13 protein-coding genes, 1 pseudogene and 2 other annotated features are annotated in these 16,441 nt (G+C 34.9%); of the genes and pseudogenes, 1 reads left to right on the top strand and 13 read right to left on the bottom strand.

The window, feature by feature from the left end; all coding sequences use genetic code 11:
• Nucleotides 1-268: 268 nt before the first annotated feature.
• The 6 genes from ACUN0F_RS23835 to ACUN0F_RS23860 form a co-directional block, all read right to left on the bottom strand.
• Complete coding sequence (locus ACUN0F_RS23835) at nucleotides 269-2,572, bottom strand: glycoside hydrolase (RefSeq protein WP_445540293.1); 2,304 nt, start codon at nucleotides 2,570-2,572, stop codon at nucleotides 269-271.
• Between the two features lie 214 nt (nucleotides 2,573-2,786).
• Nucleotides 2,787-2,996, bottom strand: a complete 210-nt coding sequence (locus ACUN0F_RS23840; RefSeq protein WP_000712286.1) for a DUF6366 family protein — start codon at nucleotides 2,994-2,996, stop codon at nucleotides 2,787-2,789.
• Between the two features lie 112 nt (nucleotides 2,997-3,108).
• Nucleotides 3,109-4,002 (bottom strand): homoserine kinase, encoded by an 894-nt coding sequence (thrB, locus tag ACUN0F_RS23845; protein ID WP_000612663.1) that lies wholly within the window; start codon nucleotides 4,000-4,002, stop codon nucleotides 3,109-3,111.
• Nucleotides 3,999-5,057: a threonine synthase gene (thrC, locus tag ACUN0F_RS23850; RefSeq protein WP_000276442.1), complete on the bottom strand. Its 1,059-nt coding sequence runs from the start codon at nucleotides 5,055-5,057 to the stop codon at nucleotides 3,999-4,001. Before thrC ends, thrB begins: the two co-directional genes overlap by 4 nt.
• Nucleotides 5,050-6,345, bottom strand: a complete 1,296-nt coding sequence (locus ACUN0F_RS23855; protein ID WP_445540294.1) for a homoserine dehydrogenase — start codon at nucleotides 6,343-6,345, stop codon at nucleotides 5,050-5,052. The genes thrC and ACUN0F_RS23855 overlap by 8 nt, the downstream gene beginning before the upstream one ends.
• Before the next feature lie 151 nt (nucleotides 6,346-6,496).
• Nucleotides 6,497-6,728: a binding site (T-box leader), on the bottom strand.
• Nucleotides 6,729-6,843: 115 nt separating this feature from the next.
• Nucleotides 6,844-7,074, bottom strand: a binding site (T-box leader).
• Nucleotides 7,075-7,308: 234 nt separating this feature from the next.
• Nucleotides 7,309-7,947: a pyridoxamine 5'-phosphate oxidase family protein gene (locus ACUN0F_RS23860; RefSeq protein WP_327973522.1), complete on the bottom strand. Its 639-nt coding sequence runs from the start codon at nucleotides 7,945-7,947 to the stop codon at nucleotides 7,309-7,311.
• A gap of 80 nt (nucleotides 7,948-8,027) precedes the next feature.
• Between ACUN0F_RS23860 and ACUN0F_RS23865 the strand changes: the two genes are divergently transcribed.
• A complete protein-coding gene (locus ACUN0F_RS23865; protein ID WP_327973521.1) occupies nucleotides 8,028-8,636 on the top strand; it encodes an NUDIX hydrolase in 609 nt (202 codons plus the stop codon).
• 184 nt (nucleotides 8,637-8,820) lie between these two features.
• Here the strand turns inward: ACUN0F_RS23865 and ACUN0F_RS23870 are convergent, their stop codons facing one another.
• From ACUN0F_RS23870 to ACUN0F_RS23900, 7 genes and pseudogenes are all read right to left on the bottom strand, one after another.
• Nucleotides 8,821-9,648, bottom strand: a complete 828-nt coding sequence (locus tag ACUN0F_RS23870; RefSeq protein ID WP_046955004.1) for a peptidoglycan-N-acetylglucosamine deacetylase — start codon at nucleotides 9,646-9,648, stop codon at nucleotides 8,821-8,823.
• Between the two features lie 117 nt (nucleotides 9,649-9,765).
• Nucleotides 9,766-10,638 carry an aminoglycoside 6-adenylyltransferase gene (locus ACUN0F_RS23875; protein ID WP_445540295.1) on the bottom strand — a complete coding sequence of 291 codons (873 nt, stop codon included), beginning with the start codon at nucleotides 10,636-10,638 and terminating at the stop codon, nucleotides 9,766-9,768.
• Between the two features lie 131 nt (nucleotides 10,639-10,769).
• Nucleotides 10,770-11,442: pseudogene (locus ACUN0F_RS23880) on the bottom strand (O-methyltransferase).
• Nucleotides 11,443-11,589: 147 nt separating this feature from the next.
• The gene (locus ACUN0F_RS23885; RefSeq protein ID WP_000818985.1) at nucleotides 11,590-12,309 is read right to left on the bottom strand and encodes a 3-ketoacyl-ACP reductase; all 720 of its coding nucleotides are present in this window, start codon (nucleotides 12,307-12,309) and stop codon (nucleotides 11,590-11,592) included.
• A 317-nt stretch (nucleotides 12,310-12,626) separates the two neighbouring features.
• Nucleotides 12,627-13,700: an envelope stress sensor histidine kinase HitS gene (hitS, locus tag ACUN0F_RS23890; RefSeq protein ID WP_445540296.1), complete on the bottom strand. Its 1,074-nt coding sequence runs from the start codon at nucleotides 13,698-13,700 to the stop codon at nucleotides 12,627-12,629.
• Nucleotides 13,697-14,374, bottom strand: a complete 678-nt coding sequence (hitR, locus tag ACUN0F_RS23895) for an envelope stress response regulator transcription factor HitR (protein WP_033662676.1) — start codon at nucleotides 14,372-14,374, stop codon at nucleotides 13,697-13,699. The genes hitS and hitR overlap by 4 nt, the downstream gene beginning before the upstream one ends.
• 88 nt (nucleotides 14,375-14,462) lie before the next feature.
• On the bottom strand, nucleotides 14,463-16,223 hold the full coding sequence (locus ACUN0F_RS23900) for an ABC transporter ATP-binding protein (protein ID WP_088082592.1): 1,761 nt from the start codon (nucleotides 16,221-16,223) through the stop codon (nucleotides 14,463-14,465).
• Between the last annotated feature and the right edge of the window lie 218 nt (nucleotides 16,224-16,441).

The following is a 16,441-nucleotide window of genomic DNA, read 5'->3' on the forward strand; positions in this document are numbered from 1 at the left end:
GTATGTCTAGTATTCTTCATATTGAATTTCCTTTCAAACACCTTACATTTTTGTAAGGTTACATGATGAATCCAAAATGTATTCCATTTCACATTATACTCTCGTGCTATTTTTGGCAAGTCACTATTTTCCAACTTCAAATATTTAGCACTTCTCAACATCCGAAATTACAGATTTATAAATTTATTCGTTTCGAATTCTTCAATTTTCACCTGAAAAATCAACAAGAATAAAGAGAAAAATTAGTAATGCAACAATACATTTCATATTATCCCTCAAGCGGTGTATACGTTGTTTTCTTCCCATGATTATAAATGAAAGCGGATTTTGCTTTTAGTTTCACCTTATCTATTTCTATCTCTTCATTTGAGAAATTCACAATAATTTTAATATCTTTTCCATATGAAGCAGATTGAACTAATTTATCTTCTGACAAATATGCAAAGTTCGTCATTTCTTCTTTTACTGCCTGTTCATGAACGTCATTCCAAACTTTCAGGTGCTGCGTAATTTCTTGTTTATGCTTATTCCACTCTACTTCATCTAAATGGTACAACGGAGGAACATTATACAATAATTCGTATAGCATACGGTTTCCTACCTCATCTTTTACTTTCAAACTTCCCCATTCCCAGTGGTGCGTTGTAATTACAGAATCATTGTATACTAATTTATATAACGGTACCGAATATACTGGATTTAAATATACTTGTTTATATTCTTCTTTTAACGGTACTTGTTTTGCATATTTTTCTGGAACATTTTGATTCGGTGACCAATATCCGCCTACATAATACGGACTTGTTTTATTTTTCCTCATATCTTCATCGTCCCATTTAATAACCGGTGTTTCAATACCGTGAGCAAATGCAATCGTGCTACTTGCAAAGTCATTTCCGCCTTCTGAGCCAACTACCATACCTTTTTCTTGCGCAATATAATCCATTCGTTGCAATCTTGCTTTTAAATCTTGTTCTTGTGTCGTTATATGTTTGGCTGAATAGTCATCATAAATTTCACCTGTTGCATCACAATCAATAAACCATGAATTATATTTAGGTCCATTTTTTAATATATCGTTCATTCGCTCTGTTACACTAGGAAGAGATAAAGTTGGATTTAACTTTCGCCCTCTACCTAAAAATCCTTGCACTTTTTCTCCATTTTTCTTCGTCACAGTTGCCTCTTCATATAACGATGGATCCTGAAAAGAAGCTGTATTCCAATTTTTATCAGCTTTTTCGTGAATAGAATGATAAGAATCATACGGACCAACTAAATATCCTATTTTCTTAGCTTCTGTCACGAAATCAGGCTGCATATACCCTTGTTCCCAGTTCGGTAACCCAATCCACGCTTTGTCTATTCCTGATTCTTTCATTTCCTTTATAATATCCGTTCCATCTGCGTTACCCCATTTACTTACTTCTTCAATCGCATCACCGAGCGCCGACTTTAATACATGCTTATTTAAGTTATATAACTCCATCTTCGATAAGTGATCTACCCCTTTGTTTAATAACTCACTAGCGTTCTGATCAACCTTTTGAAAAATATCATCTTTATACAATTCCTTCATTGATAATACTTCATTTACATAACGCAAAATAACATTTTTTTGGTACTTATCAATGAAATCTTGTTTACTTACTTGCTCAAACACACTCAGTTCTCCAGGCTCCGAACTATTCTTTTGAATAAGCCCTTTTATATGACTAAATACAGGACTATTTATTTGCTCTCTTATTTTAGGCCAATTTACGTTACTGTCAGACAAGCCATTTTGATTCCAAAAATAAAAATGAGCAGCACCATAAAGTTTTTCAATCTCTTTATTTTTTCTAGCCTTTTCTTGTAATGTTTTAAATTCACCTTTTCGAGCAATATTATCCTTATACAGTTTAGCAATACTGACTGCATCATTATTTGTCACATATAATTGAAATCCATATGCTTTATTTTTATTTATACTCGGGAATTCATGTATAAAATCAAATCCTATTTTGGGATCCGAATGAAATTTCAATTCATTATTAAACATATTGTTCGCAATAAATACAATTGAATATTTCGAACCATTTAACGCAAAAAACTTCATAGAAAATGATTCAGCAAATGAATATGCATCATCCTTTAAAAACTTCTTCCAATTTTCATCATTACTCGGAATTTGCTTACCTTCCCATAACGGAAGTGTATAATTTTCAGCTTGTACTTTCGGCCACGTAAAGCTTTCTGCACCAGTCGATTCCACTTCAATATTTAAGTGATCTTTTTTCTTTTCTAGATTCACTTTTACTTTTTGATCTGGATATTCCCAAGATGTGCGTTCCTTGTCTTTTTTTACATTCGACACCTTCATTTTTGGTAACGGCTGTGACGCCTGTTCCTTTACACCATCATGTTCTACAGTTAACATGAAAGTCTCTGGATTTACATCGTAAGTAAACTCTTTATACGTCGCTTTCTTTACTTTAGACTCTTGTACAGCCTTGTTACCTTTTACATCACACCCGACTAAAGTCGAAAATGACATCGTTGTAAGAAGACATATTGCTATCATTTTTTTCATCTTCTGCACCTCCACCACTGAATATACAGGGGCTTTGTTACAGGAATGTGGCAAAAAAAATAGAACTAGCATAACGCTTGCTCTATTTTGAGTATTATAAATAAGTGTGTATGAACAACTATAATCTGCTTAAAGTATATGTAGTACAATAACCGTGTTTTTTCATCCCCACTAAATATAAAAGCAAATAATTCGAAGCCTTAACACTTATTTTTTAACTAAAAAAATAAGTGTATATAATATACCCTAAAAATAGCACTAAAATTACTAGCGCTGTACCTTTCCAATTCATACCACCCGTCATATCAACTGGACTACCTGATTCAGCTCTGTTGAATCCATCATGTAAAGAACCGGTAGGATTATTTTTCAATTCACTTTGCCTTATACGTTCTCTGTTTTCTTCTGGTGACTCTTTTTTCATACGATCACCTCCAAATGAATACACGCTTTACTAAATTATACATTATTACTTTTCTTTTATATGCCAAATGAAAAGATATTTACAACAAAAAAAGCTAGCAATGCTAGCTTTTTTATAGTTCTATATGTTCTTCTTTATTTACAGTAATTCCTCTATGATCGATTTCTAGCTCACACACTTTCATAGACGTAAATACTCTCGCTAATTGCTCAGCAATTTCTTGACGCTTATCATATGGCGTTAATATAAAAATGGATGGACCTGCACCACTAAGCGCTGTGCCGTATGCGCCAAACTCTTTTGCACATTTACGAATTGAGGGTAATAGCGGTACGAGTTCTAAACGATACGGCTCGTGAAAATGATCTCTTTCCATCATTTCACCTACAACTTCCCACTTCTTTTGACAAAACGCAGCTACTAATACGTTGCTGATTGCACTAGCCTTAACCGCTTCATGAAACGGAAACACAGCTGGTAATACAGATCGGCTTTCCTCTGTATTTAACTCTTCATTTGGAATAAGAGAAATTACACCTAATTCCTTACTTTCAATTCTTACAACCGAAACATTCTTTCCATCAAGTGCTCCGATTACAGTTCCTCCTAATATAGAAGCCGCAACATTATCTGGATGCCCTTCAAAATTTGTTGCAATTTGAACTTTTTGATCAGTCGTTAAGTTCAAATTGCCAAGTTGATTCGCAAGCTCTATCCCTGCTACAATGGCTGATGCACTACTTCCTAGTCCTCTTGTTAGCGGAATATTACTAGTAACTTCTATTATATGAGGTGATAAAGAAGGACATACTTTACATGCCGTGCTAACGATTAAATTTTTATCATCTGTCGGAATTGATTCTTCAAAGGAATGGATTACTTGCCATCTATCAGCTTTTTCTTTTACCACCACATCTAAATATAATGACAAAGCTATTCCTACTGAATCAAATCCAGGTCCAACATTCGCTGTACTAGCAGGAACACGAATACTTAATGGTATCACGACATAATCACCCCTTTAATATGTTCTTTAATTTGTTCTATATTATTTGAAACACTTGCAATGTCTAATGTATTAGAAGAAATTGCGATATCAGGATCTTTCAAGCCGTTTCCAGTTAAAACTGCAACAACTGTCTCTCCTTTTTTAATTTTTCCAGATTGAACATGTTTAATTACACCTGCTAATGAAGCATTTGATCCCGGCTCAGCGAAAACCCCTTCCGTTTTTGCTAATAATCTATACGCATGTAAAATTTCTTCATCTGATACCATATCTATTTCACCGTGAGACTGTTCAGCAGCCTCTACTGCATATGACCAACTTGCGGGGTTACCAATACGAATCGCTGTTGCAATTGTTTCAGGTTCTTCAATGACATGTCCTTTTACAATTGCTGCTGCTCCTTCTGCTTCAAATCCGTGAATTCTTGGCTTCTTATAGCCTTTTTCTTTCTCATATTCACAGAAACCTTTCCAGTACGCTGTAATATTTCCGGCATTCCCAACAGGAATCGCTAAAACATCTGGTGCACTTTGCAACTGGTCACAAATTTCAAATGCTGCTGTCTTTTGCCCTTCAATTCGATAAGGATTCACTGAATTTACTAATGTAATCGGCTCTTCCGCAGCAATATTTCTTACAGCCTTAAGTGCATCATCAAAATTTCCTTCTATTGAAATGATTTCAGCTCCATAGGCGACTGCTTGCGCTAATTTTCCATGTGCAATCTTTCCTTCAGGGATTACGATTATACATTTCATTCCCAGGCGTGCCGCGTATGCTGCGGCCGATGCCGAAGTATTACCTGTTGATGCACAAATAATTGCCTCCGAACCTTCTTCTTTCGCCTTCGCAACAGCCATTACCATACCACGATCTTTAAAAGAACCTGTCGGATTCGCTCCTTCATACTTACCGTATAACTGAATTCCTAATTGTTTTGATATATTTAATAACGGAATAAGCGGTGTATTTCCTTCCATTAAGCTCACATCAGGTGTATTTTCATTCACCGGTAAATAAGAAGCATACTGTTTTAATAATCCTTTATACATATTGTTTTTCCTCCTCAATAATGTAATAACTGTTTATTTCACTTGCGACATTTTCTATCGCTCCTAGTACTCGTTCAAATTGATACTTTGAAGTTTTATGTGTCACAACAACGACTTCTGCAAGTTCACGATTTAAAGGTAATTGAATAACTTCTTTTAAACTTACAGAATAATTAACGAAACATTCTGTTATTTTTTGCAACATCCCAGGTTCATCTCGTAATGAAATACGTAAGAAATATTTCGAAACGACTTCTTCATCTCCTTGTAATTCATACGGTTCTGGTTCTTTTAACGCACTTTTATTTTTCGGAACTTGATTCATACTTTTAACGATTGAAATAATATCACTTACTACAGCAGAACCAGTCGGTAACTTCCCAGCTCCAGGGCCGTAAAACATTACTTCTCCTACCGCTTGACCGTGAACATATACTGCATTAAATTCATTATTTACATTCGATAATGGATGATGGCTTGGTAAAAGTGTTGGTTCTACACTTAAATGAATGGCTGCCCCTTGTTTCTCTGCTTTACCAATTAATTTCATAGTAAATCCTAACTTTTCAGCCATTTGTAAATCTTCTTTTTCGACCTTTCGAATCCCTCTTACTTGCACATCATCTAAAGAAACATTCATCGAAAAACCTAAGTTTGCAAGAATGGCTACCTTTCTCGCCGCATCTAACCCATCTACATCCGCTGTTGGATCCGATTCTGCGAAACCTAATTTTTGTGCTTCCTGTAAAGCCTCTTCATACGACCATCCCTTTTGACTCATCTTTGTTAACATATAATTTGTTGTGCCATTTACAATTCCCATTATTTTTTCAATTTGATCTGAAGCTAATCCGTCTGTTAATCCCCTTAACACCGGAATACCGCCCGCTACACTTGCTTCATAACATAGATCACAATCATTTTCGTTCGCCAGGTGGAGAAGTTCCGCACCGTATACAGCCATTAAATCTTTATTTGCTGTTACGACATGTTTTTTATTTCGTAAAGCCTTAACAATATGTTGCTTTGCTTCTTCAATTCCGCCCATTACCTCTACTACAATATCAATATTTGGATCATTTAGAACTTCATCGACATGACTTGTTACTACGATTCCATCAATGCAAACATCACGTTCTTTTTCTAAGTCACGTACAACGACTGTCTTTACCTTCACTTCATACCCTGTATCAAGTGCAATTTTTTTATAATGTTCTTTCAAAATATGGACAACACCACTTCCGACCGTACCTAATCCTAACACCCCAACATTAATAACGTTATTCATCTTCTAATCTCCTCCTACAATTTTATTATTTATCTCTATCAATCACCTTGCTCTGCTTTTTAATCATGCAGGTGGTGGTTATTTCCGTACGTACAAATCGTTTCATTTTACTGCACCTCCTTTCAAAGTAAAAAAACACACTCATCCCTAGGAAAGGGACGAATGTGTTTTCGTGGTTCCACCCTTGTTCCAATCCAGACTTATTTCCTTCTAGATTGCTCAAGTTCAGATAACGGCTGATTCCGTCAATAATTACTAGATTACTCGTTCACTATTGAAGTTCAAAGGTGGTAAAATCATTTCTCGTGTTAGGAAGCTCACACCCTTGGCTTCCCTCTCTGTAAACCGTAAAAATGATTCCGTGTCCTTATCGTTACTTTTTCGCTCATGTTTATTTGTTAATTCATTATACTCGCATAAACAACAAAATCAATACTATTTTTTAATTATTTTTAATTTTCAATCTCTAATCCCATAAAAAAACACACTCATCCCTAGGAAAGGGACGAATGTGTTTTCGTGGTTCCACCCTTGTTCCAATCCAGACTTATTTCCTTCTAGATTGCTCAAGTTCAGATAACGGCTGATTCCGTCAATAATTACTAGATTACTCGTTCACTATTGAAGTTCAAAGGTGGTAAAATCATTTCTCGTGTTAGGAAGCTCACACCTTGGCTTCCCTCTCTGTAAACCGTAAAAATGATTTCATGTCCTTATCGTTACTTTTTCGTTCATGTCTATTTGTTAATTTATTATAGTTATGAAGTTTTTAAAAAGCAAGCCTATTTTTACTAACTATCATCAAGATTACTTTTTATTATATTTCACAATAACATTTTACAACCACCGCTTGATTTACCTATTTTGTAATTTCCCCAGTTTGTAAATCAACGGTTTATATATAAATACTCCATTCTAAAACAAGTAGAAATCCGCCTCAAAAAATATATTAATAAAGCTTTTTTAATACAATCTTTTCGTATAACTTTCTTCTAAAGAACGTGCAACATCTTCTTCTGAACCATTCACTCTCGCATGCTCCAGCAACATTTTTGCTGCTGAAGGTAACTCTTTTTTATTTAGCCATGACTCTGAATCCCACATTTTTGAACGAATAAAAGCTTTCGCGCAATGAATATAGCATTCCTCTATTTCAACAACAATTCCAAGTAACGGATTGCGTCCATTTGCCTGCATTTCTTGCAAAATTTCTTCATCGTTTGTAATGAATGCTCGGCCGTTTATTCGGAGTGTCTCCCCAAGACCAGGAATCAAAAAGAGTAACCCTACGTGCGAATTTGAAATAATATTCAAAATGGAATCTATACGACGGTTTCCTGGTCTTTCTGGAATGATAATTTTATTATTATTTAATACGTGTACAAATCCAGGTGCGTCTCCTCTCGGCGAAGCATCACACTCTCCTAATTTATTTGCAGTAGATAATACTAGAAAAGGAGATTTAGACAGAAAATCTATGCAATGATGGTCTAATGATGAAATAACTTTTTTCAAAGCTCGCTCACTTGGTCGCCCCAATATTTTTCGTAACTCTTCCTCTGTTGAAATAATCGATTTTATTTCCTTACTCTCTCTCCCCACTTATAACTACCTCTTTTCTTTATTTTCTCAAAATTCAATACAAATATTGTATAATATAATTGGCAGAAAGGGGAATTCAAATGACAGAGTGGTTAACAATATTTGATACTGAAAGAAATATACTTGGGAAGAAATTACGTGATGAAGTGCATCGCGACGGTGATTGGCACGAAACATTTCATTGTTGGTTTGTAGAAAAAGATGCTGAAGATATGTTTTTATATTTTCAATTACGCTCTAAAAATAAAAAAGAAGCGCCGGGTATATGGGATATTACTTCAGCTGGACATATTATGCATGATGAAGATGTACAAATTGGCGGTCTTCGTGAAATTGAAGAAGAACTAGGACTTTTCTTTCAAACTACCGATTTAGCATACAAAGGAATCTTTAAAATAGATTATGAAATTTCAAATCTTACTGATCGTGAATTTTGTCATATGTATTTTCACAATGTCATCAATACACTCTCATTTGCACCAGGTGAAGAAGTAGACGATGTGATGAAAATACATGCAACTTCTTTTCTACAACTATTAAAAAGAGAGATTTCATCTTTTACGGCTATTTCTGTTTTAAACAATAAACCAATAACGATAACATTTGAAGATATTTATCCATATGATCTTGCATACTATGAATTTGTTATAGAAAAAGGAAAAGACTTACTAGAAAATAATAGTTTATAAATAAAATAGGACTCCCATTTTAAAGTACCTGGGAGTCCTATTCTTTATCCTGCTATTTGCGAGCAATAAGAACCCCACCTCAAATTTCTACAAATGCAATGAGTGAGTTTGAAGTCGGGCGCCCGTACGAGTGGGCTAATAATCAGTAGATAACAGACACAATCCGAGTGATTTAAAATCCATTTTATTTTCTCTCTTTCGATGTTTGGAACATACTTGGCAGCGTTACAAAGCGTGCCCCTTTCGTTTTTAACTGCGGAATAATTTTCTCTAGCGCCTCTACAGATCCTTGCAAATGTCCACCTGGAGTCGAATGCTGAAGTATAACACTGCCAGGAAATGAATTCCCTAACACATTATTTGTAATCGTATCAGCGCTTACTCCTTTCCAATCAACCGTATCAACACTCCATTGTACAATCATAAAATTTTGCTCTGTTGCCCACTTCAATTGATTTTCAAGTATTTCACCGTATGGCGGACGAATAAATTTCGGTGCATAACCAGCTAAACGATTTAATATTTCTTCCGTTTTCATAATTTGATTACGGTACTCAGCATCATTTACTTTCGCTAAATTTGGATGGCTGTACGTATGATTACCAATTACATGCCCTTCATTCGCAATACGTTTTACTACATTCGGATACTTTTCTGCGTTTTCACCAAGCAAGAAGAAAGTCGCCTTCACATTATGTTGTTTTAACTTATCTAAAATTTTCGGCGTAAATTCTAAATCTGGTCCATCATCAAATGTAAGAGCTACTTCCGCTTTATTGTACGGCCCTGAAAATGCGTACGCATATTTTTCGACCCACGAAAATGGTGTCCACGATCCTCGCTCATATGCTTTCATTTGTACTGTATAGTTTTGAGGGATATATGCGTATGGCAATGAGCTCATATAGTCTCCATAATAAAATGAGTTATATGGCATATAGGCGTACGAAACATCTCGTTCTAGTCCCCATTCATATGGGGCAAACATTTCTGACGAATAAAAATAATACATGATAAAAACCTCCCTAAAATTTCATATGTGATTCATCTGCACTTTGTTAGAGAAATTATTATTCATGAACAAAAATAAGACTGTCCATAATTTGGACAGTCTTACTGCTTTATACAATTAATAAATCGATGCACTATCTTTCGGCAAAGCTTTTACATGTTTTAAATAGCTCGTCACTCTGTCATCATCACCTTGCGGGTATTGATACCCATATGTGTTAGCAATTTCATTCGCTACTTCCCTAAATAAATTACCCATGACAAAGAATGACTCCCATATGTTTTCATATTCTGCATTAGAAAAAGTTCTTTTAAATTGCTCCCACATATCTTTTTCAATATATTGCTCGAAATGCTTCCCAAACTTTCCTGCATTACCTGTAAAGTCTGTTTTCATACCAATATGCCATTCTAGCATTACGATGAACATATCTCGTACTGGACCATCAAGCATCCCTTTCGCATAAGAAAGTTCTTCTCTCCATAGTCCTTTTGCCACATTCGTACTACACCACCAAAATTCATTACAGCAATCCAAAAACTCTTTTTCTGTAGGTTTTTTTATTAAGTAGTCCCTATCGCTTGCTGGTGGAAATTCGTTAATACAATTATCTTTATCAAGAAGCAGTTTACTTAAACTATCTTGCCCAACGAATGTATGTATCAAATCAACGGGAACTAACGTTAAATCAATTCGGTTTCCATCCATAAACTGCATTAAATACGGAAATTTCCCGTCTTCATCTGCTGGAACTAATGACATTTCTTCCGGCATTTGTACAATCATTATTTCGCCAAATCTATGAATCCAATTATGATTAGACGTAAAAGATTGTATATCATTTACAACATACATAATATCATAGTCTTGAAAACAATCTTTTTTCACATGTGGATTTACACGTGACCCATTCATGATGACAGCTCGAATTCTTCTATCCTCTTTTGCTGTATTTATAATTAAGTCTAACATTTCTTTTTCAGTTCTCATCTATTCCTTACCTCCAATTTTTATATAAACTTATATTTCCAAGTATGTTGGAGGTCCACGAGCTAGCTGTGTTGTACACGATACATGTTATAATTTTTGAAACATCTTTTTCATCTTTTTACCACCTTTCGTCACTCTTTTACAACTGCCATTACAAACCCATCGTATCCTTTACTTCCGACAGTTTGAAGCGCAGTAGCACTTACACGTGGCTCTGCAGCTATTAATTCATAGAAGCGACGTATCCCTTGTACGCGAGGATCGTTACTCGTATTGTCAATAACTTCTCCTTCACGTACTACGTTATCACCAATAATTATTAGTACCAGGGCGTGATAGTTTCAGTGCCCATTCAAAATAAGTAGGATTATTTTGTTTATCGGCGTCTATAAAAATAAAATCAAATGGTTCATAATTCTCATTTTCGATTTGCTGTAAAGAATCTAAAGCTAATCCTGTTCGCACTTCAATTCTATCATTCAAATTGGCACGCTCAATATTGCTACGTGCAATTTCAGAATGCTTTTCACTTGCCTCCAATGTAACAACTCTGCCTCCAGATGGCAATGCTCTTGCAAGCCATATCGTGCTATATCCGCCTAGAGTACCAATTTCTAAAATGTTCCGAGCTCCTTGAATTTGTACTAATAGTTGTAAAAACTTCCCTTGCGTTGGCGATACATCATGTGCTGGTAAATTAGCTGCAGCGTTTGCTTGAAGTACTTCTTCTAATGTAGAATCTTTCGGTATTAATACATCACTCACATATTGATCAACAGCCGTCCATTTCTCAATCATACTCATGAAAATACCATCCCTTCAATTTTTCAATGCTTTTCTACTATTCACTTTTGATTATAACGAAAATTCTGTCTTATATACAAAAAATAAAGAAGGGACATCCACTCCATTACAGAATAAATATCCCTTCTTTTTTTATGAAATTATCCCTTACGGATTAGTAGACCAAAGTCCTGCTGATTTAATAAATGTACGTTTATTTAATTTCAGCTGCGCTACGATAAACTCTGCAATATCTTCTGCTTGCATTACTTTATCTGGATTCCCATCAGTTAATCCTAAATCTACAGCCATATCAGTTGCTACTGTACTTGGAGTTAAAGCAGTTACACGAATGTTATGTTTACGAACTTCCATCGCTAACGATTCAGTTAAACCAAGAACACCAAATTTAGAAGCACTATATGCACTTGTTACAGGTGCACCTTTTTGTCCTGCTGTAGATGAAATATTAATAATATCACCAGATTGTTGCTCAATCATGCTTGGTAAAGCTGCACGAGTTGCATAGTATACACCCATTAAGTTTACTTGAATGATTTTTTCCCAATCAGCAACGTCTAGTTCTAAAAACTTACCGAACTTAGAAATACCAGCGTTATTAATTAAAATATCAATAGAGCCTAAACCGTTTTTTAACGTTTCAATTGCAGTAGTCACTTCTTCATATGAAGAAACATCAGCAGTCGCAATAACAGCTTTTACACCTTCTGCTTCCACTTCTTTCGCTACAGCTTTTAAGTTTTCTTCTGAACGAGCTAAAAGACCGACATTTACGCCTTCTTTCGCTAATGCGATCGCTACAGCGCGACCAATCCCTCTACCTGCTCCTGTAATTAAAGCATTTTTACCTTGTAATAATTCTGCCAAGTATAACACTCCTTAATCATCTCAGTTATGTATTATATTAAAATTGTATCTGTGTTTATGTAAAAAGGCAATGATGCACTTTCATGTGCGTAGGTTACTTATAGGTAACTATGGAAAGTTTTTATTGATAAATCTCATGTTTTTGCCATAATTCATGTGAAATAAAAATAAATCCCGCATAGGAGAGTGCATGTGTATGAAAAGAAAAAATGGTTCTTGTCACTAACTGATAACGAAGGGAAGGCTTATCAATATAGTTGCAGTAACGGGGAATGTATTTTTAAAGAGAAATAGTGTTAGAAGATATCCTCCTAACACTATTTTTCTTCATAATTCGGAATACACACAATAAATTCTGTGCCATCCCCTTCCTCACTCTCGACTTTTGTTTCTCCTTGATGAAGGTCGAGTACTTTTTTTACGATGGCCAAACCTAAGCCACTTCCTCCATAAGTACGATTTCGTGAAGTGTCCGCTTTATAAAAACGTTCAAAAATATGTTGTTTCTGTTCTTCGGATATACCAATTCCCGAATCGCGAATACGCACTTCCACTACTTTCTCATATTCTTTTAACTGGATTGTAATTGTGCCACCAATTGGAGTAAATTTAATACTATTATGAATTAAATTAATCCACACTTGACTCATACTTTCTTGATCCGCAATTATATGCACTTTTTCTAAATCAAGGTCTAATTCAATTTCTTTTTCAGCCCAGAGCGGTTCACTATTTAACACAGTTTGCTTTAACTGTTGATCTAATCGATAAGTCACTCTTTCTGGTGTATACTCTTCCGACTCTAAAAGAGTTAGTTTCAGTAAGTTTTTACTTAACTTAGATAATCTCGTCGTTTCCGTTTCAATAATGGTAAGATAATGCTTTCGTTTTCCCTCGGAAAGATTGTTATCTTGTAGCGCTCTAGCAAATCCTTTTATAGAAGTTAAAGGGGACTGTATTTCATGAGAAACATTCGATACAAATTCCTGGCGCATTTTCTCCATCGCATTCAGTTCATCTGTCATATCATTTATACTTTTTACGAGTACACCAATTTCTCCATCATACTTTTCTTCATTTCGTATTTTTACGGAAAAGTCTCCTTTTGTAATTTTTTGTATCGGTTCAATAATAGTCCAGATCATTGCCTCTCGTTTTGGTCTCATTAATATCCCAATCAATGTCCAAATAAGAACAATAAATACAAAACCGACCATATCGCTAATTAGAAAGGCCACAAACGACGATACGTTCACTTCAAAAGCATTCAATATACTAGTTGCTACATAAAATGCGATAGACCAAATTATAGTGAGAAAAGAAAAGAGCGCTATTATCGCTCCCGTTACTTTCAACATTTTCAACTTACTCATTCGTTTTCTTTTTCTCATTTACTTACCTCTAAGCGATACCCTAAACCTCTTATCGTTTTAATGCTGAACTTCGACTTCTCTACTTGGAACTTCTCACGTAGGCGATTAATATGAACATCTAGTGTACGTTCATTCCCTTCAAAATCATATCCCCATACATCTTCAATTAATTGCTCTCTCGAACAAGTTCTTCCTGCTTTAGAACCTAAAGTAAAGAGCAATTCGAATTCTTTTAGCGGTAATGTAGCCGTTTGTTCTCCGGCTGTAACTTCAAATGTTTTACGATTTAACAGTACATTTCCAACTTGAATCGATTGCGACACTGTAATTTGGTAACGTTTCAGTAGCGCCTTTACTCTCACTACTAATTCTATCGGATCAAATGGTTTTACAAGATAATCATCCGTGCCAAGGTGAAACCCTTTTACTTTTTGAGATGTTTCCCCTTTAGCAGTTAGCATCAAAATCGGAATATCATAGTACTTCCTTAATTCAAAACATACATCAAATCCATCCATATTTGGCATCATGATATCAAGAATAACCATATCAACTTTTACTTCATCTATTTTCTTAAGTGCATCTAGTCCATCAATTGCCTCATATGTTTGAAAACCTTCTCGTTCTAAAAATACAGAAACAAGTTCTCTAATATGCGGATCGTCATCCACAATTAAAATGTTAGGTATCAAAGAAACCATTTCCCTTCTAATTAGCATCCTTTATAAAGCTTTTAAAAATGAATAACCAGTGGAGTACATACCCCACTGATTATTCATTTTATAATGCGCCCTCTTTAATTTTCAATTGTTGCGTTGCAAATTCACGATACATGTCATGTGTGCGTAACAATTCATCATGTGTACCACTTCCTGTAAGGTTCCCTTTTTCTATAAAGATAATTTTATCTGCATCTACAACAGTAGAAAGTCTATGTGCAATAACTAACGTTGTTCTACCTTTCATTAAGTTATTTAATGCCCTTTGAACGACAGACTCGGATTTACTATCTAGACTGGAAGTTGCTTCATCTAACATAAGAATTTGTGGGTTTCGAAGTAACGCTCGAGCAATCGCAATTCGTTGTCTTTGCCCTCCTGAAAGCTTCACACCACGTTCTCCAACTTCTGTTGCGTATCCGTTTGGCAAATCATGAATAAATGCATCAACATATGCCATTGCTGCTACTTTTTCAATTTCTTCATCTGTCACTTCACCCTCAACACCGTAGCAAATATTATCACGAATCGTCCCATCAATTAACGGACTATCTTGTGATACGTAACCGATTTGACGTCGCCATGACTGTAATGAATAATTCTTAATTGAGTCTTTTCCTAATTTAATAACACCGCTAGTTGGCTCATAAAAACGTTCTAATAATGAGAATAACGTCGTTTTCCCGCTACCACTTGGTCCTACAATCGCTGTTACTTTTCCTGATTCAATTGTGAAATCAATATTCTTTAAAACTTGCTCTTCTTCGTTATACTCGAAATGTACATTTTCAAGAACGATTGGCTGCTTAGCATTTGTGACTTTCACACCAGTTTCATGATCTTCTACTTCATATTCTAAAATTGTATTAATTCTTTCCGTTGCACCAATTGCCTTTTGGAATTGTGTAAAGAACATAGATAATTGACTCATCGGCATTATAATTTGAACTAAATATAAAATAAACGCTACTAGTTCTCCTGTTGTTAATGCACCGCTAGAAACTCGCATTCCACCATATCCTACGATAATAACAAGTAATGCCATTAAAACAAACGACATAACTGGTGAAATTAACGCTTGCACTTTTCCCTCTTTCAAACCAAATTGTAATAGCTTTTCAATACCTTTATTTCCAGTTTCATATTCCTTTTTTTCTGTGTTCGAAGATTTTACTAAACGAATTTCTGATAACACTTGTGTTAATACACTAGTAAAAGAAGCCGTTTCATCTTGAAGTGCTTTTGAAATCTTATACATTTTTCGTCCAAGTGGAACTAAAATGAGTACTGATAATGGAATAACCGTTAAAAGTAAAAGTGTCATTTTCCAATCTAAAACAAATAATACAATTAATGATCCAACAATTGAAATACCGCCTGTTAATAAATTTGACAAATGCTCAGAAATTAACGTTTTCACAACTCCTGTATCATTTGTCATACGGCTAATTGTATCGCCTGTTCTATTTTGATCATAATAAGTTACCGGTAAAATAAGCACCTTTTTCCACAAACGTTCTCTCAGTCCAGCTACAATCTTCTGTCCTATATAATTTAGTAAATATATAGACAATCCCGCGGCTATAGTTTGCATAATAAAGAATGCAATTAGCCCAACAATTTGTCCTGTACTAATTGACGAAAGTGAAAAATTATCTACTAAGCCCTTCGTTAACATCGGTATAAATAAACTTGCTCCAGTAGAAAGTAAACTCATTAATAACGCAAAAGCAAGAATCCCCTTTGGAGGATTTGTATCTTGAATAAGGCGTAAAAACTGCCTCCAGCTCCCTTTTTTCTCCATCTCATTTCTAACTTCCATTTTTGTTCATCTCCTCGTGTTCACCCAAACTGTTCTTTCTAAAAGTAGAATACAATACAAATGTAAACTGAATGTAAACACACTTTTTCTGTTTTTACAAAATATACATACAAACGCATCTTTACAACAGATATAAACATCTGATATTATTACCTGGTACTTAATATTATTCTATGTGAATTATAGATAAACAATTTACAATACTGTATAAATCTCCC

This window comes from Bacillus sp. 1A (genome assembly GCF_052682215.1).

Coding starts and splice junctions, on each gene's coding strand:
- ACUN0F_RS23835 (WP_445540293.1), bottom strand. CDS start 2,572: ATGAAAAAAATGATAGCAATATGTCTTCTTACAACGATGTCATTTTCG.
- ACUN0F_RS23840 (WP_000712286.1), bottom strand. CDS start 2,996: ATGAAAAAAGAGTCACCAGAAGAAAACAGAGAACGTATAAGGCAAAGT.
- thrC (WP_000276442.1), bottom strand. CDS start 5,057: ATGTATAAAGGATTATTAAAACAGTATGCTTCTTATTTACCGGTGAAT.
- ACUN0F_RS23855 (WP_445540294.1), bottom strand. CDS start 6,345: ATGAATAACGTTATTAATGTTGGGGTGTTAGGATTAGGTACGGTCGGA.
- ACUN0F_RS23865 (WP_327973521.1), top strand. CDS start 8,028: ATGACAGAGTGGTTAACAATATTTGATACTGAAAGAAATATACTTGGG.
- ACUN0F_RS23870 (WP_046955004.1), bottom strand. CDS start 9,648: ATGTATTATTTTTATTCGTCAGAAATGTTTGCCCCATATGAATGGGGA.
- ACUN0F_RS23875 (WP_445540295.1), bottom strand. CDS start 10,638: ATGAGAACTGAAAAAGAAATGTTAGACTTAATTATAAATACAGCAAAA.
- hitS (WP_445540296.1), bottom strand. CDS start 13,700: ATGAGAAAAAGAAAACGAATGAGTAAGTTGAAAATGTTGAAAGTAACG.
- ACUN0F_RS23900 (WP_088082592.1), bottom strand. CDS start 16,223: ATGGAAGTTAGAAATGAGATGGAGAAAAAAGGGAGCTGGAGGCAGTTT.